We start from the raw sequence: 26,237 nt of genomic DNA on the forward strand, positions 1-26,237 counted from the left end.
TTCCGGGCATTTTAAGTAAGGGGAACTTTAATGAAGCCGACACATGCATTTGCTTGCCTCGCCGCGGGGATGATTCCCGCCGCAGGCCATGCGCAGAGCAATAACGACGAAGCATTCCTGGGCACCATCGTCCTTGAGATGCCAGCCGTTCCGGGGATGGAAGACGATGACATCTCAATTTCCAGCGAAGGGCTGGCGCTGAGCAATCCTGCGGACCTGTCCGAACTTTTCGTGGCCGAGCCCACCATTGCGGTCGGCAGTTCGATCCCGATGTCGCAGAAGGTCTATGTGAACGGGATCGAGGAGAACAACCTCGCCATTTCTATCGACGGCGCGCGGCAGAACAACAAGGTGTTTCACCACAACACCACCACGCTGATCGATCCCGCGCTGCTGAAAGCCGCCCGCGTCGACCCCGGCGTGGCTCCGGCCGATGCCGGCCCCGGCGCCTTGGGCGGCGCGCTAGCCTATGAGACCAAAGACGCGAGCGACCTGCTGGCCCCGGGTGAGACCTTTGGCGGGCGCTACAAGCTGGAATACGACAGCAACGGCGACATCTTCTCGAACAGCCTGTCGGTCTATGGCCGCGAGGGCGGGTTTGAATACCTCGGCTTTGCAAAGGTCGCCGAAGGCGGGCTGCGCGAAGATGGCAATGGCGACGAGATCATCGGTTCGGGCACTGACCTGCTTAGCGGGCTGGGCAAACTGGCCTATGAGGCGCAAAGCGGCGACCGAGTTGAGTTGTCTTACGAACGGGTGGTCGATGATGAAATCCGGCCCTACCGGGCGAACCTCGGTGCCATCGTCGGGGGCCGCCCGCTTCCCGCAGACCGCCCCTATGATCTGGAACGCACCAATATCGTCCTGAGCTACAGCGACACCACGCCGACGGCGATGTGGAACCCCACCGCGCGGCTGGCCTATAGCGGGACCAAACTGGTTAACGACGAGTCCGAGCTTTCGACCAATTCGATCACCAGCGGTGAGACGATGAGCCTGAGTGGCGAATTCTCAAACCGTTTCGCACTGAGCTGGGGTGAGTTGAACGCAGGTCTCGACTTCTACTCCGACGAAGCCGATCTGGACTATCTCGCCCTCTCCTCCGGCGCGCGTGAGGCGGCGACGGAGAAGCTCAGCAATATCGGTCTTTTCGCCCAAGCGCGGATGGAGCCCACAAGCAATACGCGGCTGTCCTTCGGGGCGCGGGCCGATTTTCAGGATTTCGAGGGAACCGACGGTTCCTCGCAGTCTGAATCGGGCCTCTCGGGCAATATCTCGGGCGAATATGACGTCTCGGACGACCTAACGATCAGCGCGGGCTATTCCCACGTCTGGGGCGGTCTGGAACTGGCCGAGAACTATATCCTCAACCCCGCGTGGGACTATGGTTCCGGCATCGAGGAAGTCACCGCCGACAACCTCTACCTTGCCGCGAATTACACCATGGGCGCATGGGTCGTCGACGGCAAGCTTTTCGCCACCAACATCGACAACGCCCGCGCCGCCAGCTATCGCGGTGGCCCTGCCTTCACGGCGGATGTGCAATCGCGCGGCTTTGAACTGGGTCTAGGCACCGCATGGGAAGATGGTTTCTTCCGCGCTGGCTTTGCCCGTATCGACACCGAGATCAATGGCCGGTCTGCCGACTCCTACTACGGCAACTACCTGACCATGCCGATGGGCGATTTCCTGACCTTCCAAGTGGCGCATCGTTTGAACAACGGGGTTCTCTTGGGTGGCGATGTGCAGGTGGCCTTCGACTTTGACGATACTTATGACGCCGCCACAGGCGGCAGCGGGCCGGAGTTGGACGGCTACACGATCGCCAATGTCTTTGCCGAATACACGCCCAAGCGGATGGACAACCTGACCCTGCGCGCCGAGGTGAACAACCTCTTCGATGAGCAATACAGCAGCCGCGCAACCTATGGCCAAGAGTTCGTGGGCGAAGTGGAGCCGCTGACCGAGCCCGGCCGCTCTATCCGCCTCAGCGCCGAGATCGTCTTCTGATCAAAGGCTAGGCTTGGTCGGACCCCGGTTCGGCCTTTTACCCGGCGCCCATTACGGCGCCGGGATTTTCTGTGAAGGGTGGTCTATTCGACCGTCCAAACCATGTTCTTCTCTGCTTCCCGGAAGGCGAAAGTTTCAAGATGCCGGTCAATGACACTATGCAGCGCAGGCACCATCTCAGGATCGTCGAGCGTCGCCGTGACCGTGAGGCCCTTGCTGTCCGCCGTCATATAGGCCGTGCCCATCTCGAAAGCGGCCCAGCCCTTCTCACTGTCGTAAGATGTCTCGATCTTGTGGCCAAAATGCTTGCACAGCTGCTGCAAGTATTTCGAGCCGTTCTCGGTCTGGTAAAATCCTGTGGTCGTCGGCATGGCGCTCTCTCCGGATGCATTTTCTGCCTTAGTCCTAAGCCGGGCTTTTGGAATGGTAAACACCGGCCCGGCTCCCCCACCCCTTTGATGAAAGAGTTACCGCTATGATCAAACCCCTTGCCCTCTTGGCCCTGCTTTTCGCCACGCCCGCGCTGGCCGAGACCGTGACCGTCGACACAGCCCGTGGCCCTGCCGAAGCGCCGCTTACCCCCGCCACGGTGGCGGTCTACGATCTGGCGGCCTTCGACAGCCTTATCGCGCTCGGCGTCACACCGCAGGGCTTGGTGCGCCCGGTCTATCTGCCCTACCTCGAAGACGCGGCAGCGGGTACTGAGGTCATCGGCTCCCTTTTCGAGCCGGATTACGAAGCGCTTTTCGCCCTGAACCCCGACCTGATCATCGCCGGGGGCCGGAGCTCCGAACAGGTACCGGAGCTGGCGCGGATCGCGCCCACCTTGGACATGACCATTTGGCAAGACACCATCGGCGAAGGGCTTGCCCGGCTGGAGGCCTACGGCAAGGTTTTCGACAAAGAGGAAGAGGCCGCAGCTCTGACGGCGGCCTTCGAGGACAAACTCGCCCAGACCAAAGACGCGCTGGCGGGCAAGGGCCGCGCGCTTATCGTGATGACCAACGGGCCGAAGATCAGCGCCTATGGCATCGGCGGGCGCTTTGGCTGGCTGCATGAGGCGCTCGGCCTGCCCGAAGCGGTGCAGGATGTCGAGATGGCCAACCACGGTGAGGCGATCAGCTTTGAATTCATCCGCGAGGCCAACCCTGACATCCTGCTGGTGATCGACCGGATGGCCGCCATCGGTCAGGAAAGCGAAGGCGCGCGTGCCACGCTCGACAACGCATTGGTGCATGAGACGACCGCATGGAAGACTGGCCAAGTCGTGCATCTGAGCGCCGCGCCCATCTACATCGCAGGCGGCGGCATCCAGTCGATGACCCGCACGCTGGATGAGATCAACGCCGCCCTGACGGAGCAGTAAGCCTGTGGCGCTTGCCCTTGCCTGTCTCCTCGTGATCCTGTCGGTCGCCTCGCTTTTTGTCGGGGTGATCGACCTGTCTTGGGCGGCGCTTTGGTCTGATCCGGCGGCCTTGGAGCTGCTGGTGGTCAGCCGCGCGCCGCGCACCATCGCCGTGGTGATCTCGGGCGGGGCCTTGGCGGTGAGCGGGGCCATCATGCAGATGCTGGTGCGCAACCGGTTCGTCGAACCGATGACCGCGGGCACGGGCCAAGGCGCAGCGCTTGGCATTCTTTTGGTCACCCTCTTCGCGCCGGGGGCCTCCATCTTCGTTAAGATGGTTCTCGCCTCCCTCACCGCCCTTGCGGCGGGCGCGGGGTTTCTGGCCATCGTGCAGCGCCTGCCCCCGACCCAGCCCCTGCTGGTGGCGCTGGTGGGGCTGATCTACGGCGGCATCCTCGGCGCGGCGGTCACCTTCATCGCCTATCAGGCAGACCTGCTGCAATATGTCGAGATTTGGATGAACGGTGAGTTCTCCGGCGTGTTGCAGGGCCGGTATGAGTTGCTTTGGCTGGTGGCTCTGGTGGCGGCACTGACCTATCTCGCCGCCGATCAATTCGCGATCATCGGCATGGGCCGCACGGCCAGCATCAACCTTGGCCTGAATTATGGGCAGACGATGGTGCTGGGGCTGCTGGCCATTTCCATCGTCACCGCCCTAACCGTAGTGACAGTGGGTCTGATCCCCTTTGTCGGGCTGGTCGTGCCCAATATCGTGGCCCGGCTGGCAGGCGACAACCTACGGCGGAGCCTGCCGCTCACCGCGATGACCGGCGCGAGCCTCGTGCTGCTGTGCGACATTTTCGGGCGGCTGATCCGCTATCCTTATGAGATCCCCGTGGGCACGGTATTCGGCGTGGTGGGCGCCCTGCTGTTCCTGTGGTTGCTGCATGGGCCGAAACGCCATGTATCCTAAGCGTCTTTGGTGGCTTCTGGCGCTGCTGGGCCTTTGCATCGCGCTCTACCTCGGGCTGGGGGCGCGGGGGAACTGGGGCTTTGTCCTATCGTTTCGCGCCAATAAATTGATCGCCCTGCTGCTGGTCGCCGTCTCCGTCTCGACCGCCACGGTGCTGTTCCAGACCATCACCCGCAATCACATTCTGACCCCTTCCGTCATGGGGTTCGATGCGCTTTATCTGCTGACGCTGACGGTGCTGATCTTCGTAATCGGCGGCCAGACTTTTACCCAATTGCCCGAAATCGCGCAGTTTCTGGTGAACAGCCTCCTGCTGATGGGGGCCGCACTGGCGCTTTTCGGCACGCTCTTGCGCCGCGGCGGGCATGATCTGTTTCGCATGATCCTGACGGGCATCATCTTTGCCGGGCTGTTCCGGTCGGTCTCAAGCTTTCTGCAACGGGTCATCGACCCCAATGAATTCATGGTCGTGCAGGCCAATGCCTTTGCCCGTTTTGGCCGGGTCGATACCCCGCTGCTCACCCTCGCCGCCCTCTTGACCGGCGGCGCGCTGATCGCCGCTTGGCGGATGCGCCACCGGCTCGACGTGCTGTCGCTGGGCGATGAAAGCGCCGTCAACCTCGGCGAAGACCCGAAGCGCGGCATGTTCCAAGTGCTGGTCCTCGTGTCGATCCTCGTCTCGGTCTCGACCGCGCTGGTGGGGCCGATGGCCTTTCTCGGCCTCTTGGTGGTCAGCGTGGCGCGGCAGATCACTCCGGTGATGTTTCATAGCGTCATGCTGCCCTCGGCGGGACTGGTATCGGCCATCACGCTGGTCGGCGGGCAGATGGTGCTGGAGCGCGCCCTGCGCTCTTCGACCCCGCTTGTCGTCATCGTCGATGTGCTTGGCGGCCTTGTCTTTCTAATCCTGCTGCTGCGGAGGAAACCCAGATGATCACCATCCGTGACCTGAACCACGACCGGGACGGCAAGCCGACCCTGCGCGAGATTGATCTGACCTTGCAGAGCGGCGGAATAACCGCACTGATCGGCCCCAACGGCGCGGGGAAATCGACGCTTCTGTCGCTGATCGCCCGGCTGATCCCGCTTCAGCACGGACAGATCATGGTCGATGACCTGCAAATCGGCGCCTGCGCGAACGACGCATTGGCCCGACGCTTGGCCATTCTGCCCCAAACCAGCGATGCGGCCCCCCTGCTGACGGTTCGCGAGTTGGTAAGCTTTGGCCGCTACCCTTACCACAAGGGCCGTCCGACCGCCAAAGACCGCGAAAAGGTAGAGGCAGCACTGGCGACCTTCGACCTTGCCCCCCTCGCCGAACGCCGCCTCGACACGCTGTCAGGCGGTCAACGCCAGCGCGCGCAGGTGGCCCTGACCTTTGCGCAGGAGACCGATTATATCCTGCTCGACGAGCCGCTTAACAACCTCGACATCGCGGCCTCGCGCGGCCTGATGCACACATTACAAGACCTCGCCCGCACCCATGGCCGGACCATCGTGATCGTGCTGCACGATATCAATTACGCCGCCGCCTACGCCGATCAAATCGTGGCGATGAAGGACGGACGGATCACGCATCACGGCGCAGCGCGCGAGGTCGTGACGGATGCGATGCTTTCGGAGGTTTATGGGACCTCGGCTCGGGTGCATCGTATTGGGGATACGGTTGTGGTGGCTGTTTGAGGGGGGGCGATTGGCTAATGCCGCATCCCATTTTTGCGCTGCAGGAAAGGAGCGTTCTATCCCCTCCTGAGAACGAGAAAAGCCGCCTAAGTAGGCGGCTTAATCTAATTCTTCTCTAGGAGAAGTTGGCTCCGGCGGTAGGGATCGAACCTACGACCAATTGATTAACAGGCGATTGCATCACCATATCAAGCCGAACCAATCCCCACCAAGACGCACACTCATGCCATTGTTATCTTTAGATTTAATCTAAAAACTTGCGCCAAGCACTACCAAGCTGCATAGTGTGTTATCACGTATTCTGTGCCCCGAAAGTGTGCCCCCGCGCCACTCTGGGGCGCTCGCAAGGGGTAATTCATGGCCGTTAAGCTTACACCGAGAACAGTCGAGAACTTGAAGGCTTCCGACAAAAGACAGCAGATTGCAGATACCCTGCTTCCGGGGCTAGCGCTGATCGTCCAGCCGACTGGGAAAAAATCTTGGACTGTGCGCTATCGAGCAGCGGGAAAGCAGCGCCGCATGCTGCTTGGCGATTATCCTGCTATACCCCTTAAGGAAGCGCGAGAAAAAGCCCGCGAGATTCAATCGGGTGTGATTGAGGGCGACGACCCCGCGCTGGCCCGCAGAAAGAAGCGTGACGCCCCCACAATCGCCACACTAGCGGAAGAGTGGCTAGGTAAGCACGCCACCGGCCTGAAGAGTTTCAGCGCAATTAACGGCTACATGCGCAATGATGTAGTGCCCAGCCTAGGTGACATGAAGGTCGCGGACATACGGCGGCGAGACTTCATTGAAATAATTGAAGCAAAGGCCGAGAAAACGCCACGGGCAGCGGCGCAACTACTTACCTACTCACGGCTGCTCATGGACTATGCCACTGATCGTGACATGATCCCTGCCAACCCCTTGGCGGGCCTGAAACCCAAGTCAATTAAAGTCGCAGGTAAGAGAGACCCCCTCAAAGCCGTGAAGCGCGGTCGCGTTCTTACCGACGACGAAATCGCATACTTTTGGGCCAACGTCGAAGCATGCGGGATGCACAAGCTATCGGCGCTTGCGCTCAAAATGATCCTTTTGACCGGTCAGCGCCCCGGCGAAGTCGCAGGCATGCGCGATAATGAAATCACCGGGCGGCTCTGGACCATCCCAGCAGATAGACGAGGAAAAACTGAAACAGCGCATGAAGTGTACCTATCAGATACGGCGCTCAGCTTGATAGATGCAGCCAAGGCGGAACTGGGGCGGCTACAAAAGCGCAGAAGCGCCCCGCCGTCTGGACATATCTTTGAGGCATCGCCGGGAATGCCAGTGTCGAACTCTGCTCTATGGCGTGCCGTGATGCGCCATGCTGAAGCACTAGGAGCCACTGATGACGCGCGATGGGGGCACTGGACACCCCATGACCTGCGCAGGACCATGCGCACAAGACTGTCAGCGTTAAAGGTGGCTCCGCATGTTGCTGAATTGGTTATAGGGCACGTACCGCAGGGAATTCTTGCGGTGTACGACCACCACGACTTTGCAGAAGAAAAGCAGGCAGCGCTTGAGGCGTGGGATTCAGAAATCGCATCTATTTGCAAGAAAAAAGATTGAAGCAATTATCACGATTCCGTGATCTCCACCAAAACCCCTTATTTGATGGCGTTTAGGCGTTTTGCGCGCGCCTGAGGGGGTATGTTATATAGTCCATGCGGCTAAACGAAAGGCCGCCCGAAACGGGTGTTGGAGCACCCGAAACAGAAACGGCCTTATGTCGAATATCTACCTACGACAAGGCCATAGTATAGGAGCCTCCCTAATATGGCAACCGACGATTTCAATAGCAAACCAGTAGCTCAGAAATGGGCGAGCACAACCGAACTTCTAGCCTATCTTGTTCCATGGTCAGCCATGACACAGGCACGAATTGAAAGAGACCCCAAAAAGGGGTTCCCTACCCCAATGCGAGTCCAAGGCAAAAAATTCTACCCAATAGCCGAAGTCGAAACATGGCTCGAAAGCCAGCGGGGTAACTGATATGCGAGAGATTAACGACAAGTTCTACTTATCAAAAGATGAATGCCTAACTGGCCACCTTGGCTTTCCCATTCATCGAGCTACATGGCAAAGATGGACGAATCCCGACAACGATTTCGACTTTCCAGAACCCTTGATGATTGAAGGTGTCGATCATTGGGAGGCAGATGCTGTCAAAGCCTTTATTGAGCGGCAGCGGGGGTAATCACCATGGAAAATCAAACTCAGAAAACCGCCCCGGCGGACGGTGAAGGTATGCCTCAAGCAGATACTATCAAGAATTGGTCCAGCGATGCAGTGTTCGAAAGCTATGTCGCCAAACCTTGGACTATTTCCAAGCTAATGGAGACCAGCAGTATCGCATGGATTTACGGGGAACCGGGCAGCATGAAGTCCTACGTCGCGCTCGATATTGCCTGTTGCGTGGCGACCGGTTCAAGCTGGTGCGGCAGGAATGTCCGCAAAGGCCCCGTGCTCTATGTATCGGCAGAAGGTGGTTCAGGTCTTCATGGGCGTCGTATCGCATGGGAGCGGGATCGTGGTATCAGGGCTGAACATTTGAAAATCATTTCCATGGCCCCTGATATTACGAAAGGCTTCAGGGGACATAGAACAGAGATACTGGAAGGTCTGATGTTTGGCGTTTCTGGTGGCGACTATATTCCAAATCCAATTGTAGCCGAACTGGAAGAGATGAAGGCCGCGACTGGCGACGATCCCGCACTGGTCATATTCGATACCTATGCCCAAACAGCGCCTGACGATAATAAGAACACGGTTACGGCGTATACTAAGGCATTGGTCGATCTGACGAAGAGGTTTCCGAGTCTAGCCGTTCTGGTGATTGACCACACTACGAAAGAGGGCGGCACATGGATGGGTAGCCAAGCAAAACTTGGCAATATCGACATGATGGCTATGGCGGTTCGTCGCGGTGATGAAGTAACCCTGACCATGCGGGCAGGTAAGGGGAAGGTCAAAAACGCTAAGCCGTTTAATGATATCAAGCTTGCGGCGCGAGTTGTTGACCTTGGCTGCAAGGATGCTGACGGCGAGAACGCAGCCAACCTTGTTCTTGACTATCAGCGTTATAGTCTAACGTCGACGCAAACCGCGATGCTTGCGCTGATCGGTGACGGCACGACTTACGGCGAATTACGAGACGCTTGGAAAACCGTTGATCTCAATGAGGGTAAGCAACCGGGGACTATACGCAAGTCCATGTCCGATGCACTGTCCCACCTTGAGGGTATCGACGTAATTCAGGTGGAAGGTAAGACCGATAACTCGGCTGTATTTCCCAAGTAACGCCTATGTAACGCCCCATTCAAACTCCGGGGCGTTACTCTTATATTCTTCCTTTTATTTCAATATCTTGCCCATCACCCCCCCTTGTTATCTATTTTTGCGTGGGCGTTACCCCACACCCCCTCCCTTTAGGGAGGGTGTAGGTAACGCGCCCACAAGCAGAAATAACAGGGACTGTTACTTTTAGCTTTGCACTCAATTTTGGCGCGGTGATTTGGTCTTTGGTATATTCAGGCCATGACCAAGCTTTCAAACTTCGATTACACAAACACGTTTACCTGTTGGTCCAAGACGACCGACCCATACGGCCAGCCTAGCTATGGTGCGCCTGTCACGTTTGCCTGTTCATTCCGGCGTGGCGGTAAGCTGACCCGCGACGACAACGGGCAAGAGTTTATGCCGGGTACAACGGTATGGTTTGAAGCCGCTGAGGGCACCCAGCCGAAGGTTGGCTGGCGCATGGCTATTGGCACGCATACTGGCAACCCGCCTAGCAATACTGAGACTATCCGCGTGGTGCAGGGCTGGAACGATCAAACCTTTAGCCCTGACGATCTACCTGACTGGGCGGTGCTCAGTGGGTAAGGATAACATCGGCCAGCACGACACCAAACCGCTCAACCGATGGTTTGGGCCTACCGAGTATATGGCGACACAGGGCGACCCCATGGAAGTAGAGGCTTATCAGGCGGGCCGTATGGTGGAAGACCTACGTGCGTTCATTGCGCTCAGGTATCCCCATGCTCGACGCATGGTATTGACCGGGGCGCTTGGTGCGTTGGCTGTTGAGCATGGGCGTGGTGCTGGTGTTGAGGCGCGTGATTATATCCACCAGCTATTGCGCACGTTTGCACCGCTGCCCGAAGGTTGGCGCAAGTATATCGAGACCGGTAGCTGGTATCGTATTGCCCCGCCCATTCCTCACCGCGTGGCACTGGTTAAAGGCAAGCCCCCCGGCCAGCCGGTCAAGGCAAGCAATGGCATGGTGTTCCCAAGCGGTAATGCGGCGGCTGCATGGTGCAGAGATAACGGCCATCCCAAAGCCAATAGCACGATGATTAATATAGCGATGCATAGCGGTGCTGTAGCGTATGGCCTGACGTGGGTTCGCGGTGGTCGTCAAGATGCATAGGCGCGCTGTACGGGCCGCTGTGGCGCTGTGTGATGGGTTTAAAGGTACCAATGATAGGATGCGTGGGTGGGGGCGCTCACGCAGGGCGGGCTGTTCTCTTCTCTCTTCCAAAAATTCGGGGAAAAAATGACCGGTAGACCAAGCAAACAAGCGTCTGCGGCAATCGCATTCTTTAAGAAACTGCGCATTCCCGAAGGCAAGATGGCCGGGAAACCGGTTAAGCTGGCGACATATCAGAGAAAATTCATCAAAGAGGCTCTGAAACCGGGCGTAATGGTGGGGTGCCTGTCAATTGGCCGTGGTAATGGCAAAACTGCTCTATCTGCTGGGCTGGCATTGGCTGACGTGATGGGTGAACTCACTGACCAACCCAAGCGCGAAGTGATCCTTGCAGCGCGTAACCGTGACCAAGCCCGGATTGCCTTTCAATTCATGGTGGGCTTTGTCGAAGGGCTGCCAGATGATGAACAGGAACTATTCACGATCCGGCGCGGGGCCAAACTAGAGATTGAGTATCACGGGAACGGCGGTGGCCTTGCCCGGTGTATCGCCGCTGATGGTAAATCTATTCTCGGCGGCGCTCCCACACTTGCGATACTAGATGAGAGGGCGGCTTGGGAACGTGAAAAGGGTGACAACCTTGAGAACGCCATTCTGTCGGGACTTGGTAAACGTGATGGCCGTGCTCTAATTATCAGCACGTCAGCGCCTGACGATGCGAACACCTTTTCACGTTGGTTAGATGAGCCGCCCCCCGGCTGCTACATCCAAGAGCACCGCCCAGCGTTTGGCTTACCTGCTGACGATCTGGAAAGCCTGTTAGAAGCCAACCCCGGCGCGAAAGAGGGTATCGGCTCAACCCCTGAATGGCTGGTCGCTCAGGCTAAGCGCGCAATATCGCGTGGCGGTTCTGCCCTTTCGTCTTTCCGTAACCTCAACAGAAACGAGCGTGTCAGCACTGAGGACCGCTCAATGCTGGTAACGATTGATGAATGGTTAGCGGCTGAGGTTGACCCCGATAAGCTACCAGCCCGCGAAGGGCCTTGCGTCTTAGGCGTTGATCTTGGGGGCAGTCGCTCAATGTCAGCAGCAGCGCTCTACTGGCCTGAGACTGGGCGTCTAGAGGCGGTGGGTACGTTTCCCGCTACACCTAGCCTTGCTGATCGTGGGGCGTCTGACGGTGTGTCTGATCGGTACATACAGATGCAGGAACGGGGCGAATTGACCACGATGGGCGATACCACGGTGCCTGTAGGGCGTTGGCTCTCTGAGGTGGTGGCCATGACAGACGGGCAAGGGATTGCCTGCGTTGTGGGCGACCGGTTCCGCCATGCTGAGTTTGTGGAAGCCATGCGCGCTGCGGGAATGGATCGTGTGCCTTTTATCTATCGCGGGTTCGGATGGCGCGACGGGGCTGAGGACATCGAGCGGTTCAGGCGCGCGCTATTTGAGGGTAGCGTTCTGACGGTGCCTAGCCTGTTGCTGCGGTCTGCATTCTCTGACGCGATCACGTTGGTAGACCCGGCAGGCAACCACAAGCTGGCAAAGGCGCGATCCCTCGGCAGGATTGATGCGGCGGCAGCGTCTGTCTTGGCGGTAGCTGAGGGCGCGCGTATGGCTGCACGTCCCAAGTCTGGCCCAGCGCGCGCGGTATGGGCATGAAGTATCAGCGCGCCGGAACAGCCATTTATAAAACCAATGAATGGAAGTCTGCCCGCAAAGCCGCGAAAGACCGGGATGGCTGGAAGTGCGTTAAATGCGGCGCGCGTGGCCGTTTAGAAGTCGATCACATTAAAGGGCTGCGCGATGGTGGCGCTCCCTTCGATCTAACCAACCTGCAAACGCTTTGCATATCTTGCCACGCTAAGAAAACCCGCGTGGAAATCTTTGGGGAAATGGACCCCGAAAGATTGAAATGGCGCGACCTATTGCACGCTGGTCTGTGAATTTTGCCCGGTGAACGGAATACCCGTATTTTAGAGGTACGTAATACGTAACTCAATTGAGGTATCTAAATGCTGCAAAGCGCAAAACTACAAAAACGGCAGTCGGAAATTCGGCAGGAACTGGCGACACTCGCCGGGAAAGATAGCCCGACCGATGACGAAACACGTTCGATGGCTGACCTTGATAAGGAATACGGCCAGAATGAACAGCGCTATCGCGCGGCCCTGATTGCTGAGGATGAAACCCGCCAAGAGGCAAAGGGCGAACTCGAAACCCGCTCTGATCGTGAATATGCGGCGCTGGTGGATAAATTCGAGCTGCGCCAAGTTGCTCTTGCCCTAGACGAAGGCGCGGCCCTGTCTGGCCAGACGGCTGAAATCGTGCAGGAACTGCGCAGCCAAGGCGGCTATCGCGGTGTACCTGTTCCCTATGCAGCGCTTGAACAGCGTGCAGGCGAAACCATTGCCAGCGGCGGCACTACCCCGGAAATGACGCGGCCCATTATTGAGCGGCTGTTCCCGCAATCGGTAGCGGCACGCATGGGCGTTCAATCGGTGAATATCACGCAAGGCGATGTGGTGTTCCCTGTTGCGACTTCTGGCGCTGTTACCGGCTGGCAGGCAACTGAAACCGGTGACGTTGGTGGGCCTTCCCCCTTCGCGGTGGATGAACCCGCTCTTGCACCTGACCAGACGCTAGGTTGCCAGATGGTCATTACCCGCAAAGCGCTGAAACAATCCGGCGCTGGTCTGGAAGCTGCAATTCGGCGCGACATGAACGCGGCTATCGGCGCGGAACTAGATAACGCTGTATTCTATGGCAGTGGTTCGGCTGGTGAGCCTCTGGGCATTGTGACCGGCGCTGCTACCTACGGCATCACGTCTACCGATGGCGCGGCTGCGGCTTTGGATTGGGCAACCCTGCGCGCTGAGATTGTCGAATTCCTCAATGGCAACACTGCCAATTCGCCGGGTTCGGTTCGTATCGGCTGGGGTGCTGATCTGTGGTCGGCGCTGGAAGGTCTGATCTTTGACGCGGGTTCGGGTGTCACCGAACTTGATCGGATGATGAAAACTGTTCCGGCTGGCAACGTGGTCACGTCTTCGCAATTCACTTCTGGCGATGTGGTAATAACCACCAATGCGGGCGGTGTGGCTCCGGCCTTTGTGGGGCTGTGGGGCGCGGTCGATATGATCCGTGACCCGTATAGCCTTGCGGGTTCTGGCGCGCTCAAGCTGACCGGCCTTGTTACCGCCGACGTGCAGGTAGCGCGTGCGGCTCAGACACGGGTTCTGACGAACTTTGCCTGATATGCTGCATAGCTTTGAAATGGGTAGCCTTGAGGTGCGCAAGCGCGCGTCTCAGGGTCTCGCCCTGCATGGCCGTTTCCCCTACGGGAAGCGCGCCGTGCTGTCGGATGGTGGCCGCAATGGTGGCCGTCCGCGCAAAGAAGTGATTGCCCCGCGCGCGTTCGCATACCGGGTGGATCGTCCAGAAGAGGACATTCATTTGCTGGTGGGGCATTCCTATGATCGGCCCCTAGCGTCGAGATCGGCGGGAACGCTCATTCTTGAAGACACCGAAGACGCTTTGACGTTTGAAGCCACGATCACCGAAGAGATGCAGGCAGTTTCATATGTGCAGGACATTTTGCGCAGTATCCGCGCAGGGCTAACCGTGGGCATCTCGCCGGGTTTTCGCATTCCGCCCCCGCGTGCGGTGGAAAAGGCCGAAGAGGTTACCGAAGAAGACCCGTCTGAGGGCATCGCACTTATCCGCACAATCTTTCAAGCGCTGCTGTACGAACTCTCGATTGTGACCCGCCCCGCCTATGACGAAGCCCAAGTCGAGGAACGCAACTGGCAACCAAGCCCCAAGGGCCTGCTGCTGCCAAAGCGTCATGCAAGCGCGAGGTATCGCTAATGGCATATGTACGATCTGAAACTGAGGCTATGGGGCCTTACCCTACGCCACCGGCGCTAGACTTCACCGAAGTATCCGCTGACGTGGTTTGGCAACGGATTGAAAGCTGGACCACTACGCGCTTTTCTGCGCGTGAAGTTATTTGGCTGGTGGAAGGTGATGGCGAATTTATCCCGCCGTTGCAGCCTGCCACGATCACCAGCGTTGAGCGCTGGAACGCTGACACCTACGCGGCAGATACGACCACCAGCGGCCCTATGGGCGGCGTTTGTCTTGCGACGGATGGCCCTTACAGGATTACCGCCACGGTAGGTGCAGGGCCTGTCCCTGAGGCGGTTCTAGAGGCGTTTGAGCGGCTGCATGGGTACATGGTCGCCAGTAAGGCCGATGAAGCCCACGGGGCCAAGCGTACAAGCGAAACGTCAGTCTCTGGGGCATCGCGGTCTTATTCACGTTTAGGGGCATGGAAAGCCCGCGCATTGGAGCAATCCGGCGCGGCTGATCTGTTGCGACCATATAAGAGGAACAGCGCTTATGTTTGATTGGTTCAAGAGAAAGCCCGCTCAAGAGGAACGCGCAACAGGTGGTGGCTATACCCACGATCTGATGATGCACCGCGCGGCATATATCCAAGGCAAGACCGGGGCCGCTGATCTTACCGCCTGCGTGCAGACATGCGTGGGGCTATGGGAAAGCGGACTGTCTATCGCTGACGTTGATGGGGCTGACCTGCTGGACGTGCAATCTCTGGGCCTTGCTGGTCGCGCTCTGGCGTTGCGTGGTGAGGCTGTATTCCTGATCCGTGACCGGCTGGTGCCGGTGTCGGATTGGTCGCTGACCACACGGGACGGCAGGCCACGGGCTTACCAGTGCAGCATTGCTGAGGCTGGTGGCGGTCGCACTGAAACAGCGCTTGCTGCTGAGGTGCTGCACTTCCGTATTGGGGCAGATGCCGCGTCACCATGGCAAGGTACGTCACCGCTGCGCCGGTCGAGCCTCACGGCTGACATGCTGGGCGCGGTCGAGGTTGCTTTGAATGAGGTTTACCAGAACGCGCCTATCGGCTCTCAGGTGGTACCATTCCCTGAGGCTAGTGGAACAGACCTATACGAACTTGGCGCATCATTCCGGGGCAAGCGTGGGCGTACCATGCTGCGGGAAAGCGTGCAGGTAAGCGCGGCGGGTGGCCCTGCACCATCTATGGATTGGAAGCCCCAGAACGTGACGCCAGACATTCAAGGCATCGCGCCGGGTGCATCACTCAACGCGGCTAGGGCGTCCATTCTGGGCGTCTATGGGGTGCTGCCCTCACTGCTGGAAGATACCACCACGGGGCCGCTTGTGCGTGAGGCTCAACGGCATCTAGCGCAATGGGCCTTGCAGCCCGTGGCGGCGCTGATTGCTCAAGAGGCTACTGAGAAACTAGGCGGGGCTGTCACTCTGGATGTGATGCGACCACTACAGGCATTTGACACCGGTGGGCGTGCTAGAGCCATGGGGCAGATTATTGAAGCCTTGGCGTTGGCGAAAGAAGCCGGTGTTGATCCTGAGGTAGCCGCGCGGCTGGTCAATTTTGCGCCGAATAACTGAGCGGGCTATATTGGTCTTGTCGATATAGCGCGACACAGGGGCCTGTTCTGTCATAACTTCCGGCCCTGATACCCCCGCCTAGTTTAGTTGGTTACTAGGCGGGGGTTTTTCATTTGCAGCGGAATAGGTACAGGAATGTATATTCATCCGTTGGGGATGGGTTGGCTGACAGGTACTCTGCTGATGGGCATATATCGCGGGCCTGCTGAACCATTGCAGGCGTTGGCGCTGCGGGTTTGCCTGACATATCCATGTTGTATGCCCCGCGTATCGTGACTGTTCGATCTGTAATTTCGTAGACTGAACCCTTCATATCATCCGGAACGGTACAAGCTGTAAGGGCCGCGAGTGCAGCAAGCGCAAAGAACTTCATATTCAATCTCCTCAAGTATGTCTGAAGATAGTGGAGATACGGCGGCATCGGGTCAATGGCGCTGCCTGTTACCCATGTGCCCCAGATGTGCCCCGGAACGAAAAAGGGCCTAGCGGCGTTTTGCGCTAAGCCCTTGAATTCTTTGGCTCCGGCGGTAGGGATCGAACCTACGACCAATTGATTAACAGTCAACTGCTCTACCGCTGAGCTACGCCGGAATGCCTATGTCTGTCTTTCGGGCAACGCCCTCGGACAGCGGCTCTTTAACGCGGGCGGTCCGGGGTGCGCAAGAGCAATTGACCGATTGAAGCGAATTTTTTTCGATTATCTGCAAACACCCGTGAAATTCGCCCCGCGACACGGTTCCGCACCGTGGGGCGGCATCACAGGTCCGTGACACATCTCCTCCTCCGGCGCTTAGGGCTGGACGGGTTGCGCGGGCTGCGGTTGAAACTGGGCTCGTATGAACAACTCAATGTCCTGAAAGGGAAAACATGACCTTCCTCTCCCCCTACCAGCCGCAGATACTCTCGCTTTTCCGCATCATGTCGGGGCTCTTGGTGCTGCAACATGGCACGACCAAGATCCTTAGCTTTCCAGCCGGGCCGATGAACGGCGTGTCGATCGCCTCGATGGGTGGAATCGCGGGCGTGATCGAATTGGTCTTTGGCGTCTTGCTGGTGATCGGCCTGTTCTCGCGCCTGTCAGCCTTTATCCTGAGCGGCTTGACGGCGGTGGCCTATTTCATCGCGCATATGCCGCAGGGGTTCTTTCCGCTGCTGAATGGCGGTGAACTGGCGGCGCTTTACAGCTTTGGCTTTCTCTACCTCGCAGCCGCCGGGCCGGGGCCGTGGTCGGTCGACGCGATGCGCGGGCAAGGCTGAAAACAAAACGGCATGGCCCCGGAACGGGCCATGCCAAACTCACAGGGGTAGCGGCCCTAATTAGAAACCCGCCGCCTGCCCGTCTTTGCGCGGATCGGACCCGGCGGAATATCCGCCCTCGGGCAAGCGCTGCACCAGCTGCGCGCCGCCGAAGCCGAAAGCGTTGTCCGGCGCTTCGACATGGACGACATGGCCCAGATCGCGCAGCCCTTGCAAAAGCTCGGGCGCCATCGCCGGCTCGCAAGCTACTTCCAGCCCCGACAGAATGCGCCAGCGCGGCGCATCGGCGGCGACCTGAACGTCCTGCCCCCAAAGCTGCGTGCGCAGCAACAGTTGCATATGGCCTTGGGCCTGAATCGGCCCCCCCATCATGCCATAGGCCATCAGGGGCTGGCCGTTCTTCATCGCGAAGCCGGGGATGATCGTATGGAAGGGCCGTTTGCCCCCCGCCACGATATTCTGATGCCCCGGCTCAGTGGTGAAGCCAAAGCCGCGGTTCTGCATCGACACGCCCGTCCCCGGCACCACCACGCCCGAGCCGAAGCCCGCGTAGTTCGACTGGATGAAGCTGACCATCATGCCCGAGGCATCCGCCGTGCTCATCAGAACCGTGCCGCCTTGCTTGGGCGCGCCCGCGCCAAAGTCCTGCGCCTTCTCGGTCGAGATCAGCGCGGCGCGGGACTTGAGGTACGCGGGATCGAGCAGCGCCTTCTCGTCGACCTCCGTCATGGCCGTGCGATCTGCCACATAGGCATGCAGATCACTATAGGCGAGCTTGCAGGCTTCGATCTGCAAATGCACCGCCATCAGCTCGTCTGCACCATGCGCGCGAATGTCACTATGCTCCAGAATGCCGAGCGCCATCAGCGCGGCGATCCCCTGCCCGTTTGGCGGGATTTCATGCAGTTCCACATCATCGAAGCTCTGGCTGATCGTGCCGCACCATTCGGGCTTATTGGCCGCCAGATCCGCCATGGTCATCGCGCCGCCATTGGCCTTGGCATGGGCGACGATCTCTTCGGCGATCTCCCCCTCGTAAAAGGCGCGGCCATTGGTCTCGGCGATGAGCCGCAGGGTGCGGGCCGCGCCGGGATTGCGGAACCGCTCCCCCGCTTTCGGGGCGCGCCCCTCGGGGAGGAAGGTCTCGGCAAATCCCGGCTGTTTGCCCAGAACCTCGGCCCCGCGCGCCCAAAGTGTCGCGATAGTGGGCGAGACGAGGAAGCCCTCTTCGGCATAGCGGATCGCCGGGGCCAGCACGGTCGCCAAATCCAGCTTGCCGAACTTCTCCATCAATTCGACCCAAGCGCTGACCGCGCCCGGCACGGTGACACTGTCCCAGCCATGCTCGACCATGCCCTCAGGGAACCGCTCAGGCGACCAAGCGGCAGGCGCGCGGCCCGAGGCATTGAGCCCGTGCAGCTTCTCCCCGTCCCACAGGATGCAGAAAGCGTCAGAGCCCAGCCCATTGCCCGTAGGCTCCACCACCGTTAGCGCCGCGGCGGTGGCGATCGCCGCATCCACCGCATTGCCCCCCTGCTGCATCATCAAAAGACCAGCCTGCGTGGCCAAGGGCTGAGAGGTCGCGACGACATTGTCGGCAACCACAGGAGATCGGTGGGACGGGTAAATGGGATCGTGACGAAGCATAGCTGTCCTTTGCTTGGGTAAGGCCAGCGGCGCGGTCAAACCGGCCGCCTGCGGCGTTGCCGGCAAAGTGAACGTGAATGCATCTGCATGCAACTGCCCAGCGGGAGAATTCCGCTGGGATAACGTGCTTGTTGGCGGCTTTGTTACCCGCCGCTGCCCGCGGAGCTGCCTGCCTTGAGGCGCAGCATCTTGCGATGGTGGCGGAAACTCCGCTCGCAATGGCCCGGGGTGAAGATCATGACCCAAAGCGCCCAAAGAACGCTCTCCTCCCGGTATTGCCACGCCCTTGCACAGAGCGACTGATCGGCATCGGAGAAGATGCAATTATGCAGGATGCGAGACCAGTCTCTTACGTTAACCAACATCTGGAACCTCCCTTTCGCTGAGCGATGGGGCGTCTCGCCGTCATCGCCAAGGATCTGGTCCCCCCGGATGGTTAGAATGCTGGCCGAAAATTCTGCCAAGAATAAGGCGGAGGGCTGGTAAGACCGTGCCGGGCAAATGTTACAAAGTTGCAAAGCGGGGGTACGCTGGGGGCGCATGCGATGACGGCCCGGTCGGGGGCGGTGCTATCGTGCAGGTGTGGGTGGCGGAGACGAAGGGATTCGAACCCTCGAGACCCTTCCGGGCCTACTCCCTTAGCAGGGGAGCGCCTTCGACCACTCGGCCACGTCTCCGTCGACCCGTCTAAAGAGGTCGCGCCCGAGGGGCAAGGCGAAATTCGTGGGAAATTCTGCATTTCTTGCGGTGGGTTTCTTTTTCCGCCCGCTGATCCGCTGCGCTGAGACGGAATGCTGCGTGATCAACTGTGCTGCTGTGCAGAAGCAGCCATCCCAGCAGCCCCAACCACTGGCATTTCCCGGCCATTTGGTGGGGCTGTAGCAACTTACACGGCAGCGTGAATAACTTGTGAAACAATGCGAGGGATATAGCAACTAACTGAATATATATACAAAAACAAACCGCAGCTTTCCTTCGAACAAGCAAAACGCCCCGCCCTATCCCCAAACTCGCAACCGCAGCGAAACTTTCACGGCGGAGCGCCCGTTACTTCACCACAAACGATGACATCGCAATGACGCGATTTAACAGAAACCTGAAGGAACACGCTATGAAACTCATCATGACCACCGCCGCCGCCGCTTTGATCTCGACCGCTGCCGTTGCCGACAACTCCACCCGTCACAACGACATTTTCCTCGACACTTCGGTGAACGCCGACGCGAGCGACGTCTATGGTAACAGCGACCGTATGCGGAACCCGCATGCCTCGACCAAGGCGAACGACATCATGCTGAACACCGCCGACACCGACAAGAACCGCGACACCGTGATGAGCACGCGCAACGCCCTGCGCAGCCCCGGTGAAGGCTATGTCTACGGTGGCTTTGGCCCGGGCAACGACAGCAAGTAAGTTGTTGCCCTAACAAACAAAAAGCCCGGCAGCGCGCGCTGCCGGGCTTTTTATGTGGGCGGAGGCCACGGCCCCTGCCCCGCTGATCAGGTGTTGAACAGAAAGTGCAGCACGTCGCCGTCTTTGACGATATAGCCCTTGCCTTCAGCCCGCATCTTGCCTGCTTCTTTAGCAGGCCCCTCACCGCCGAGGCTTACGAAATCATCATAGGCGATGGTCTCGGCGCGGATGAAACCCTTTTCGAAATCACCATGGATGACCCCCGCCGCCTTGGGCGCGGAGGTGCCGGACTTGATGGTCCAAGCACGCGCTTCTTTGGGGCCGACGGTGAAATAGGTCTCTAGGTGCAAAAGCTCATAGCCCGCGCGGATCAACCGGTCGAGCCCGGCTTCCTTCAGACCCATTTCTTCGAGGAACATCTCGGCCTCTTCGGCTTCGAGCTGGCTGATCTCTTCCTCGATCTGGGCTGAGATCACCACATGGGAATTGCCCTGTGCCGCGGCCATCTCGGCGACTTTGGCGGAATGTTCATTGCCCTCGGCGGCCTCGGATTCGCCCACGTTGCAGACATAGAGCACCGGTTTGGTGGTCAGCAGTTGCAGCATGCGCCAAGCCTTGGCGTCATCTTCATCGACCTCGACCACGCGGGCGGGCTTGCCGTCTTCCAGCGCTTCCAGCGCCATGCGCATCAGACGCTCTTGCTGGACCGCTTCCTTGTCACCGCCCCGCACCTTGCGAACGATGTTTTGCAAACGTTTTTCGATGCTCTCGATATCGGCGAGCATCAGCTCGGTGTCGATGGTCTCGGCATCGGCCACGGGGTCAACGCGGCCTTCGACATGGGTCACGTCGCCATCTTCAAAACAGCGCAGCACATGGGCGATGGCGTCGACTTCGCGGATGTTGGCGAGGAACTGGTTGCCCAGACCTTCGCCTTTCGACGCGCCTTTCACCAGACCGGCGATGTCGACGAAGGTCATGCGCGTAGGGATGATGCTTTTCGAACTCGCGATCTCGGCCAGCTTGTCGAGCCGCGCATCGGGCACCGCCACCTCGCCGACATTGGGCTCGATGGTGCAGAACGGAAAATTCGCCGCCTGCGCCGCAGCGGTGCGGGTCAGCGCGTTGAAAAGGGTCGATTTGCCTACGTTCGGCAGACCGACGATGCCCATTTTGAAACCCATGACGATACCCCTATAAAAGCTGCGCGTGTGTTAGGGGTAAGGGCCGCAAAGCGCAAGGCTCAGCGCGCGCGTCGGTCCTGATGCGCCTGATAGATCAGAATCCACGCCAGCAGGATGAACATCGGATGCGTCAACCCGCCCGAGAAGATGATCGCGGGCAGCCAGATCAAGAAGACCACGATGGACAGGATGGGCCGTCCGATCAGCAGGATCGACAGCGGCGGCAGGAAAAGGGCGAGTACATAATTCATGGCCCATCAGATAGGAGGCTTTGCGCAAAATGGAAGAGCGCGGCGTGCCATAGGCGCCCACGGGAGGCGAATTTTGCCGCCCCCTGCCCCGCGGTGGATTGATTTTCACCGCGACATTCGGCATTGCCGAGGAAAGCACCAAATGAGGCAAGCCACATGACCCGTATCGACGCCAAATTCGAAGACCTCCGCGCCCGCGGCAAGAAGGCGTTTGTCTCCTATGTGATGGCGGGCGACCCGGATTTCGACCGTTCGCTGGAAATCGTGCGCGGCCTGCCCGCTGCCGGGGTCGACATCATCGAACTTGGCCTGCCCTTCACCGATCCGATGGCCGATGGCCCGACGATCCAGCTTGCCGGTCAACGCGCCCTCGAAGGGGGCATGACGCTGAACCGCACGCTGGAAATGGTCCGCGCCTTCCGCGAAAGTGACGAAACGACCCCGATCGTGCTGATGGGCTATTACAACCCGATCTATTCCATGGGCGTCGAGACGTTCCTGGAAGAGGCCAAAGACGCCGGGATCGACGGGTTGATCGTGGTCGACCTGCCGCCCGAAGAAGACATCGAGCTTTGCCTGCCCGCGCAGGACGCCGGGTTGAACTTCATCCGCCTTGCCACACCCACGACAGACGACAAGCGCCTGCCGCGCGTGGTGCAGAACACCTCCGGCTTCGTCTATTATGTCTCGATCACCGGCATCACCGGCTCGGCCGAGGCGAATGCCGCCGATGTCTCGCCCGAGGTGGCGCGCATCCAAAAGGCCAGCGGCCTGCCCGTCATCGTGGGCTTTGGCGTGAACACGCCCGAGAAAGCCCGCGCCATCGCCGAAGTGGCCGACGGTGTGGTGATCGGCTCGGCCATCGTCAGCCGGATCGCCAATGGCGACAGCGCAGAGGATGTGCTGGGCTTTGTGAAGTCACTGGCCGACGGGGCGCATTCGGCGTAACCCCCCTCACCTTAGGAAATGATCCCAAGCCCGCGCTGCCCCATTGGCCGCGCGGGCTTTTTCGTTGCCCGACCCTTCCCAATTGCCAAGCCACCCGCCAGTTGCTACCAAAAGTTAACCCATTCAGCACAGGTGGCCCATGCCCGTCATCACCAGCATCGACGATCTCAAACGTATCTACAAACGCCGCGTCCCGCAGATGTTCTACGACTACGCGGAATCGGGCAGCTGGACCGAGCAGACTTTCCGTGAGAATTGCAGCGATTTTGACCAAATCCGCCTGCGCCAGAGGGTCGCCGTGGATATGTCGGGGCGCAGCACCGCGACGCAGATGATCGGCGAGGACGTGGCCATGCCGGTGGCCCTCGCCCCCGTGGGCCTGACGGGGATGCAATGCGCCGATGGGGAAATCAAAGCCGCGCGCGCAGCCGAAGCCTTTGGCGTGCCCTTCACCCTGTCGACCATGTCGATCAATTCCATCGAAGACGTGGCAGAGGCGACGACGAAACCCTTTTGGTTTCAACTCTATACCATGCGCGATCAGGATTATGTCAGCCGCCTGATCCAGCGCGCGAAGGACGCGAACTGTTCGGCCCTCGTCATCACGCTTGATCTGCAAATCCTCGGACAGCGGCACAAAGACCTGAAGAACGGCCTCTCTGCCCCGCCCAAACTGACGGTCAAAACGCTTGCCAACCTTGCCACCAAATGGGGCTGGGGGCGCGAGATGCTGGGCGCGAAGCGGCGGCATTTCGGCAATATCGTGGGCCATGTGCATGGGGTCACCGACAACGCGGACCTCGGCGCTTGGACGGCAGAGCAGTTCGACCCCTCGCTCGATTGGGACAAGATCGCCAAGATCAAAGAGCAATGGGGCGGCAAGGTCATCCTAAAGGGCATTCTGGATGCCGAGGATGCGCGCATGGCGCTGAAAGTTGGGGCCGATGCGATCATCGTCAGCAACCACGGCGGGCGGCAGCTCGATGGGGCGCTAAGTTCGATCCGCATGCTGCCAGAGATCCTCGACGCGGTGGGCGACCAGATCGAAGTGCATCTCGATGGCGGCATCCGCTCGGGTCAGGACGTGCTCAAAGCCATGGCGATGGGCGCCAAAGGCACCTACATCGGGCGCGCCTTCATCTATGGGCTAGGTGCGATGGGGCAGCAGGGCGTGACCCGCGCGTTGGAGGTGATTCACCGCGAGTTGGATCTGACCGTGGCGCTCTGCGGAGAGACGCAAATCGCCAATCTCGGGCGGCACAACCTGCTGATTCCGCGCAATTTCGGCGGTGACTGGCAGGAACGGCCACGCGATCCGGGCACATGCTGATCTTTCTCAGCCGCAACCTTACCTTTCTCGCCACGCCAAAAACCGGGACCACCGCTGTCGAAATGGCGCTGAAACCCGAGGCCGAGATCATCTTTTCGCGGGGGCGCAAACATGTGACTGCCCTGCGTTATCGGCGGCGCGTTCTGCCCTTTTTGCAGGAAACCTTCTCGGCCTCCCCCGAGGCTTTGGCGGTGATGCGCAACCCTGTCGAGCAAATCCGAAGCTGGTATCGCTACCGCAGCCAGCCCCGGCTGGATGGCAAACCGCTCAGCACCAAGGGGCTAAGTTTCGAGGACTTCGCGCTTGAAGTCATTTCCGACACGCCCCCGCCACGCGCACAGATCGGCAGCCAGTTTTCCTTTCTGACCTCTGACCATGGCGATCTGCTGGTCGAGCACCTCTTCGCCTATGAACGCCAACCGGCCTTTCGCGATTTTCTGGCCGAAAGACTGGGGCGGGAGGTCAAGCTTAAGCCCAAGAACGTCTCCCCCGATCTCCCCGCGCCCCTGTCGCGTGAGGTCGAATCCCGCCTGCGCGCCGCGCGGGCCAAGGAGTTCGCCCTCTATGACCGGCTCATGGCGGCGGATGGCTATCTGCGCACGCCGCAGGAATAGCGCCGCCCCGGCCCTTTTGCCCTTTCCAGCCGGGCAAAACCGGTCTATACGCGCGGCTTCACGCGGGAATACAGCCTTGGAGGATTCCCGCCCTAACAAATTTGGAGACTAAAATGGCCGGAGAGATTCCTGATCTTGAAGCCCAGGTACGCGCGGGGACAGGCAAGGGCGCCGCTCGCCAAGCACGTCGTGACGGCATGGTTCCTGGTATCGTATTTGGTGGCGACAAAGAGCCGCTGCCGATCAACATCCCCTTCAACAAGCTGCTGACCAAGCTGCGCGCAGGCCGCTTCAAAGCGACCCTGTTCAACCTCAAGGTTGAAGGCCACGACGACGTTCGTGTGATCTGCCGCGACGTTCAGCGCCACGTTGTCAAGGACCTGCCCACGCACATCGACCTGATGCGCCTCAAGCGGACCACCAAGATCAACCTGTTCATCAACGTCGACGTCAAAGGCGAAGAAGAATGCCCCGGCCTGAAAAAGGGTGGCGTGCTCACTCTGGTCCGTCCGGAAGTTGAACTGGTCGTCACCGCCGCGGACATCCCCGAGCATGTGACCGTCGACATCACCGGCCTCGAAATCGGCGACAGCGCGACCATCAGCCGCGTCGACCTGCCCGAAGGTGTGAAACCCACGATCGACCGCGACTTCGTCGTCGCCACGATCTCTGCACCTGCTGGTCTGGCCGCGTCGGATGACGACGATGACGACACGGCAGCGGACGAAGTGCCGACAACCGAAATGGGCCCGCCCGACGGTGAATGATAGCGCGCCGCAAGGCAGTGCTGAAACGGGGTCGCATCACGCGGCCCCGTTTTGCGTTTGGGGCCCGATTTCTTTCAAAGAAATCGCCCCGGAATTTCTAAAAAATTCCGGCAACCTTGGGGACATTCTCCCGCCCCGCTTGTTAAGATAGGCGAAACCAAAGGAGACCTCGCCCATGAAACTGATCGTCGGCCTCGGCAATCCGGGCGCGAAATATGCCCGCAACCGTCACAACATCGGCTTCATGGCGCTGGACCGCATTGCCGAAGATCACGGGTTCTCTGCGTGGAAGGGCAAGTTTCAGGGCAGCGTCAGCGAAGGGCGTTTCGGCTCTGACCGGGCGGTGCTGCTCAAACCCGAAACCTTTATGAACAACTCCGGCCAGTCGGTGCAGGCGGCGATGAAGTTCTACAAGATCGACCCCGCTGATGTGATTGTTTTTCATGACGAATTGGACCTCGCCCCCGGCAAGGTCAAATGCAAGACCGGCGGCGGCCATGCAGGCCACAACGGGCTGCGTTCGATCCACGCGCATATTGGGGCGGACTACGACCGCGTGCGCATGGGCATCGGCCACCCCGGCCATAAGGACGCGGTGGCGGGCTATGTGCTGCGCGACTTTCCCAAAGCAGACGAAGGCTGGCTGGACGATGTGCTGCGCGGCATCTCAGACGGGGCGGCGGATCTTGCACGGGGCGACACCGGGCGGTTTATGAACGCCGTGGCGCTGCGCGTGGCCCCACCCCGCTCGGGCACCGGCAGCAAGGGGCCTAAGAAACCCACCGAAGCCCAGCCAAAGCCCGCCCCCAGCAAGCCCGAGCCGGAGGCAGAGCCCCAATCGCCGCTGCAAAAGCTGATGGACCGCTTCCGCTGACGCTTTCGGCCTCACGCCCCTGCT

Annotated in this window: 26 protein-coding genes and 2 tRNA genes; 21 read left to right on the top strand and 7 right to left on the bottom strand. The window is 59.6% G+C overall.

Going from position 1 to position 26,237, the window contains the following annotated elements:
* Window positions 1-30: 30 nt before the first annotated feature.
* Window positions 31-2,010, top strand: a complete 1,980-nt coding sequence (locus ACGYK4_RS09935; protein WP_394456264.1) for a TonB-dependent receptor domain-containing protein — start codon at window positions 31-33, stop codon at window positions 2,008-2,010.
* Between the two features lie 83 nt (window positions 2,011-2,093).
* On the opposite strand, the gene ACGYK4_RS09940 is transcribed toward ACGYK4_RS09935, so the two are convergent.
* Window positions 2,094-2,381: a DUF2218 domain-containing protein gene (locus tag ACGYK4_RS09940; protein ID WP_271691913.1), complete on the bottom strand. Its 288-nt coding sequence runs from the start codon at window positions 2,379-2,381 to the stop codon at window positions 2,094-2,096.
* Between the two features lie 104 nt (window positions 2,382-2,485).
* Between ACGYK4_RS09940 and ACGYK4_RS09945 the strand changes: the two genes are divergently transcribed.
* From ACGYK4_RS09945 to ACGYK4_RS10005, 13 genes are all read left to right on the top strand, one after another.
* Window positions 2,486-3,376: a siderophore ABC transporter substrate-binding protein gene (locus ACGYK4_RS09945; RefSeq protein ID WP_394456266.1), complete on the top strand. Its 891-nt coding sequence runs from the start codon at window positions 2,486-2,488 to the stop codon at window positions 3,374-3,376.
* Window positions 3,377-3,380: 4 nt separating this feature from the next.
* Window positions 3,381-4,328 carry an ABC transporter permease gene (locus tag ACGYK4_RS09950; RefSeq protein ID WP_394456267.1) on the top strand — a complete coding sequence of 316 codons (948 nt, stop codon included), beginning with the start codon at window positions 3,381-3,383 and terminating at the stop codon, window positions 4,326-4,328.
* Window positions 4,318-5,262: an iron chelate uptake ABC transporter family permease subunit gene (locus tag ACGYK4_RS09955; protein ID WP_394456269.1), complete on the top strand. Its 945-nt coding sequence runs from the start codon at window positions 4,318-4,320 to the stop codon at window positions 5,260-5,262. Before ACGYK4_RS09950 ends, ACGYK4_RS09955 begins: the two co-directional genes overlap by 11 nt.
* On the top strand, window positions 5,259-6,011 hold the full coding sequence (locus tag ACGYK4_RS09960) for an ABC transporter ATP-binding protein (RefSeq protein ID WP_394456270.1): 753 nt from the start codon (window positions 5,259-5,261) through the stop codon (window positions 6,009-6,011). Before ACGYK4_RS09955 ends, ACGYK4_RS09960 begins: the two co-directional genes overlap by 4 nt.
* 357 nt (window positions 6,012-6,368) lie before the next feature.
* The gene (locus tag ACGYK4_RS09965) at window positions 6,369-7,604 is read left to right on the top strand and encodes a tyrosine-type recombinase/integrase (protein ID WP_394456272.1); all 1,236 of its coding nucleotides are present in this window, start codon (window positions 6,369-6,371) and stop codon (window positions 7,602-7,604) included.
* 633 nt (window positions 7,605-8,237) lie between these two features.
* A complete protein-coding gene (locus ACGYK4_RS09970) occupies window positions 8,238-9,335 on the top strand; it encodes an AAA family ATPase (protein WP_394456273.1) in 1,098 nt (365 codons plus the stop codon).
* A 237-nt stretch (window positions 9,336-9,572) separates the two neighbouring features.
* Window positions 9,573-9,920 (top strand): hypothetical protein, encoded by a 348-nt coding sequence (locus ACGYK4_RS09975; protein ID WP_394456274.1) that lies wholly within the window; start codon window positions 9,573-9,575, stop codon window positions 9,918-9,920.
* Window positions 9,921-10,002: 82 nt separating this feature from the next.
* Window positions 10,003-10,467, top strand: a complete 465-nt coding sequence (locus ACGYK4_RS09980; RefSeq protein WP_394456275.1) for a hypothetical protein — start codon at window positions 10,003-10,005, stop codon at window positions 10,465-10,467.
* Between the two features lie 66 nt (window positions 10,468-10,533).
* Window positions 10,534-12,129 carry a terminase large subunit domain-containing protein gene (locus tag ACGYK4_RS09985; RefSeq protein WP_394456276.1) on the top strand — a complete coding sequence of 532 codons (1,596 nt, stop codon included), beginning with the start codon at window positions 10,534-10,536 and terminating at the stop codon, window positions 12,127-12,129.
* Entirely contained in the window at window positions 12,126-12,413 is a 288-nt protein-coding gene (locus ACGYK4_RS09990; protein WP_394456278.1) for an HNH endonuclease, read from the top strand. Before ACGYK4_RS09985 ends, ACGYK4_RS09990 begins: the two co-directional genes overlap by 4 nt.
* A 69-nt stretch (window positions 12,414-12,482) precedes the next feature.
* On the top strand, window positions 12,483-13,724 hold the full coding sequence (locus tag ACGYK4_RS09995; RefSeq protein ID WP_394456280.1) for a phage major capsid protein: 1,242 nt from the start codon (window positions 12,483-12,485) through the stop codon (window positions 13,722-13,724).
* Window positions 13,725-13,821: 97 nt separating this feature from the next.
* Window positions 13,822-14,337, top strand: a complete 516-nt coding sequence (locus tag ACGYK4_RS10000; RefSeq protein WP_394456282.1) for an HK97 family phage prohead protease — start codon at window positions 13,822-13,824, stop codon at window positions 14,335-14,337.
* A gap of 534 nt (window positions 14,338-14,871) precedes the next feature.
* Complete coding sequence (locus ACGYK4_RS10005; RefSeq protein ID WP_394456283.1) at window positions 14,872-15,927, top strand: phage portal protein; 1,056 nt, start codon at window positions 14,872-14,874, stop codon at window positions 15,925-15,927.
* A gap of 516 nt (window positions 15,928-16,443) precedes the next feature.
* Here the strand turns inward: ACGYK4_RS10005 and ACGYK4_RS10010 are convergent.
* Window positions 16,444-16,518: transfer RNA gene (locus ACGYK4_RS10010), tRNA-Asn, on the bottom strand.
* Window positions 16,519-16,794: 276 nt separating this feature from the next.
* On the opposite strand from ACGYK4_RS10010, the gene ACGYK4_RS10015 reads away from it, so the two are divergent.
* The gene (locus ACGYK4_RS10015) at window positions 16,795-17,184 is read left to right on the top strand and encodes a DoxX family protein (protein ID WP_271689384.1); all 390 of its coding nucleotides are present in this window, start codon (window positions 16,795-16,797) and stop codon (window positions 17,182-17,184) included.
* A 60-nt stretch (window positions 17,185-17,244) separates the two neighbouring features.
* Here ACGYK4_RS10015 and ACGYK4_RS10020 read toward each other — a convergent pair whose 3' ends face one another.
* The 3 genes from ACGYK4_RS10020 to ACGYK4_RS10030 form a co-directional block, all read right to left on the bottom strand.
* Window positions 17,245-18,831 carry a gamma-glutamyltransferase family protein gene (locus ACGYK4_RS10020; protein ID WP_394456285.1) on the bottom strand — a complete coding sequence of 529 codons (1,587 nt, stop codon included), beginning with the start codon at window positions 18,829-18,831 and terminating at the stop codon, window positions 17,245-17,247.
* A 143-nt stretch (window positions 18,832-18,974) separates the two neighbouring features.
* Window positions 18,975-19,196, bottom strand: a complete 222-nt coding sequence (locus ACGYK4_RS10025) for a hypothetical protein (RefSeq protein WP_209217413.1) — start codon at window positions 19,194-19,196, stop codon at window positions 18,975-18,977.
* A 222-nt stretch (window positions 19,197-19,418) separates the two neighbouring features.
* Window positions 19,419-19,508: transfer RNA gene (locus tag ACGYK4_RS10030), tRNA-Ser, on the bottom strand.
* A gap of 434 nt (window positions 19,509-19,942) precedes the next feature.
* Here ACGYK4_RS10030 and ACGYK4_RS10035 point away from each other — a divergent pair.
* Window positions 19,943-20,245: a hypothetical protein gene (locus tag ACGYK4_RS10035; protein ID WP_394410728.1), complete on the top strand. Its 303-nt coding sequence runs from the start codon at window positions 19,943-19,945 to the stop codon at window positions 20,243-20,245.
* 86 nt (window positions 20,246-20,331) lie between these two features.
* On the opposite strand, the gene ychF is transcribed toward ACGYK4_RS10035, so the two are convergent.
* Together ychF and ACGYK4_RS10045 are read right to left on the bottom strand one after the other, a co-directional pair.
* A complete protein-coding gene (gene ychF / locus ACGYK4_RS10040) occupies window positions 20,332-21,429 on the bottom strand; it encodes a redox-regulated ATPase YchF (RefSeq protein WP_271689380.1) in 1,098 nt (365 codons plus the stop codon).
* A gap of 59 nt (window positions 21,430-21,488) precedes the next feature.
* Complete coding sequence (locus tag ACGYK4_RS10045) at window positions 21,489-21,680, bottom strand: hypothetical protein (protein WP_067261693.1); 192 nt, start codon at window positions 21,678-21,680, stop codon at window positions 21,489-21,491.
* 156 nt (window positions 21,681-21,836) lie between these two features.
* Between ACGYK4_RS10045 and trpA the strand changes: the two genes are divergently transcribed.
* The 5 genes from trpA (at window position 21,837) to pth (ending at window position 26,213) form a co-directional block, all read left to right on the top strand.
* Window positions 21,837-22,628 carry a tryptophan synthase subunit alpha gene (gene trpA / locus ACGYK4_RS10050; protein ID WP_394434247.1) on the top strand — a complete coding sequence of 264 codons (792 nt, stop codon included), beginning with the start codon at window positions 21,837-21,839 and terminating at the stop codon, window positions 22,626-22,628.
* Between the two features lie 139 nt (window positions 22,629-22,767).
* Window positions 22,768-23,958 (top strand): L-lactate dehydrogenase, encoded by a 1,191-nt coding sequence (locus ACGYK4_RS10055; protein WP_394456287.1) that lies wholly within the window; start codon window positions 22,768-22,770, stop codon window positions 23,956-23,958.
* A complete protein-coding gene (locus ACGYK4_RS10060; protein WP_394456288.1) occupies window positions 23,952-24,572 on the top strand; it encodes a hypothetical protein in 621 nt (206 codons plus the stop codon). Before ACGYK4_RS10055 ends, ACGYK4_RS10060 begins: the two co-directional genes overlap by 7 nt.
* Window positions 24,573-24,685: 113 nt before the next feature.
* Window positions 24,686-25,339, top strand: a complete 654-nt coding sequence (locus ACGYK4_RS10065) for a 50S ribosomal protein L25/general stress protein Ctc (protein ID WP_271689377.1) — start codon at window positions 24,686-24,688, stop codon at window positions 25,337-25,339.
* A 175-nt stretch (window positions 25,340-25,514) separates the two neighbouring features.
* Complete coding sequence (gene pth, locus ACGYK4_RS10070; RefSeq protein WP_394456290.1) at window positions 25,515-26,213, top strand: aminoacyl-tRNA hydrolase; 699 nt, start codon at window positions 25,515-25,517, stop codon at window positions 26,211-26,213.
* Window positions 26,214-26,237 lie beyond the last annotated feature (24 nt).

The organism is Sulfitobacter sp. 1A13368 (assembly GCF_043557275.1).
Taxonomy (GTDB): domain Bacteria; phylum Pseudomonadota; class Alphaproteobacteria; order Rhodobacterales; family Rhodobacteraceae; genus Sulfitobacter; species Sulfitobacter faviae.

Bases quoted from the DNA above. Each gene is read 5' to 3' on its own strand.
- ACGYK4_RS10045 (WP_067261693.1), bottom strand. From the start codon at position 21,680: ATGAATTATGTACTCGCCCTTTTCCTGCCGCCGCTGTCGATCCTGCTG.
- ACGYK4_RS10055 (WP_394456287.1), top strand. From the start codon at position 22,768: ATGCCCGTCATCACCAGCATCGACGATCTCAAACGTATCTACAAACGC.
- ACGYK4_RS10005 (WP_394456283.1), top strand. From the start codon at position 14,872: ATGTTTGATTGGTTCAAGAGAAAGCCCGCTCAAGAGGAACGCGCAACA.
- ACGYK4_RS09940 (WP_271691913.1), bottom strand. From the start codon at position 2,381: ATGCCGACGACCACAGGATTTTACCAGACCGAGAACGGCTCGAAATAC.
- ACGYK4_RS10065 (WP_271689377.1), top strand. From the start codon at position 24,686: ATGGCCGGAGAGATTCCTGATCTTGAAGCCCAGGTACGCGCGGGGACA.
- ACGYK4_RS09970 (WP_394456273.1), top strand. From the start codon at position 8,238: ATGGAAAATCAAACTCAGAAAACCGCCCCGGCGGACGGTGAAGGTATG.
- pth (WP_394456290.1), top strand. From the start codon at position 25,515: ATGAAACTGATCGTCGGCCTCGGCAATCCGGGCGCGAAATATGCCCGC.
- ACGYK4_RS09965 (WP_394456272.1), top strand. From the start codon at position 6,369: ATGGCCGTTAAGCTTACACCGAGAACAGTCGAGAACTTGAAGGCTTCC.
- ACGYK4_RS09960 (WP_394456270.1), top strand. From the start codon at position 5,259: ATGATCACCATCCGTGACCTGAACCACGACCGGGACGGCAAGCCGACC.
- ACGYK4_RS10025 (WP_209217413.1), bottom strand. From the start codon at position 19,196: ATGTTGGTTAACGTAAGAGACTGGTCTCGCATCCTGCATAATTGCATC.
- ychF (WP_271689380.1), bottom strand. From the start codon at position 21,429: ATGGGTTTCAAAATGGGCATCGTCGGTCTGCCGAACGTAGGCAAATCG.
- ACGYK4_RS09945 (WP_394456266.1), top strand. From the start codon at position 2,486: ATGATCAAACCCCTTGCCCTCTTGGCCCTGCTTTTCGCCACGCCCGCG.
- ACGYK4_RS10035 (WP_394410728.1), top strand. From the start codon at position 19,943: ATGAAACTCATCATGACCACCGCCGCCGCCGCTTTGATCTCGACCGCT.
- ACGYK4_RS09995 (WP_394456280.1), top strand. From the start codon at position 12,483: ATGCTGCAAAGCGCAAAACTACAAAAACGGCAGTCGGAAATTCGGCAG.
- ACGYK4_RS10020 (WP_394456285.1), bottom strand. From the start codon at position 18,831: ATGCTTCGTCACGATCCCATTTACCCGTCCCACCGATCTCCTGTGGTT.
- ACGYK4_RS09980 (WP_394456275.1), top strand. From the start codon at position 10,003: ATGGAAGTAGAGGCTTATCAGGCGGGCCGTATGGTGGAAGACCTACGT.
- ACGYK4_RS09990 (WP_394456278.1), top strand. From the start codon at position 12,126: ATGAAGTATCAGCGCGCCGGAACAGCCATTTATAAAACCAATGAATGG.
- ACGYK4_RS09935 (WP_394456264.1), top strand. From the start codon at position 31: ATGAAGCCGACACATGCATTTGCTTGCCTCGCCGCGGGGATGATTCCC.
- ACGYK4_RS10015 (WP_271689384.1), top strand. From the start codon at position 16,795: ATGACCTTCCTCTCCCCCTACCAGCCGCAGATACTCTCGCTTTTCCGC.
- ACGYK4_RS09975 (WP_394456274.1), top strand. From the start codon at position 9,573: ATGACCAAGCTTTCAAACTTCGATTACACAAACACGTTTACCTGTTGG.
- trpA (WP_394434247.1), top strand. From the start codon at position 21,837: ATGACCCGTATCGACGCCAAATTCGAAGACCTCCGCGCCCGCGGCAAG.
- ACGYK4_RS09955 (WP_394456269.1), top strand. From the start codon at position 4,318: ATGTATCCTAAGCGTCTTTGGTGGCTTCTGGCGCTGCTGGGCCTTTGC.
- ACGYK4_RS10060 (WP_394456288.1), top strand. From the start codon at position 23,952: ATGCTGATCTTTCTCAGCCGCAACCTTACCTTTCTCGCCACGCCAAAA.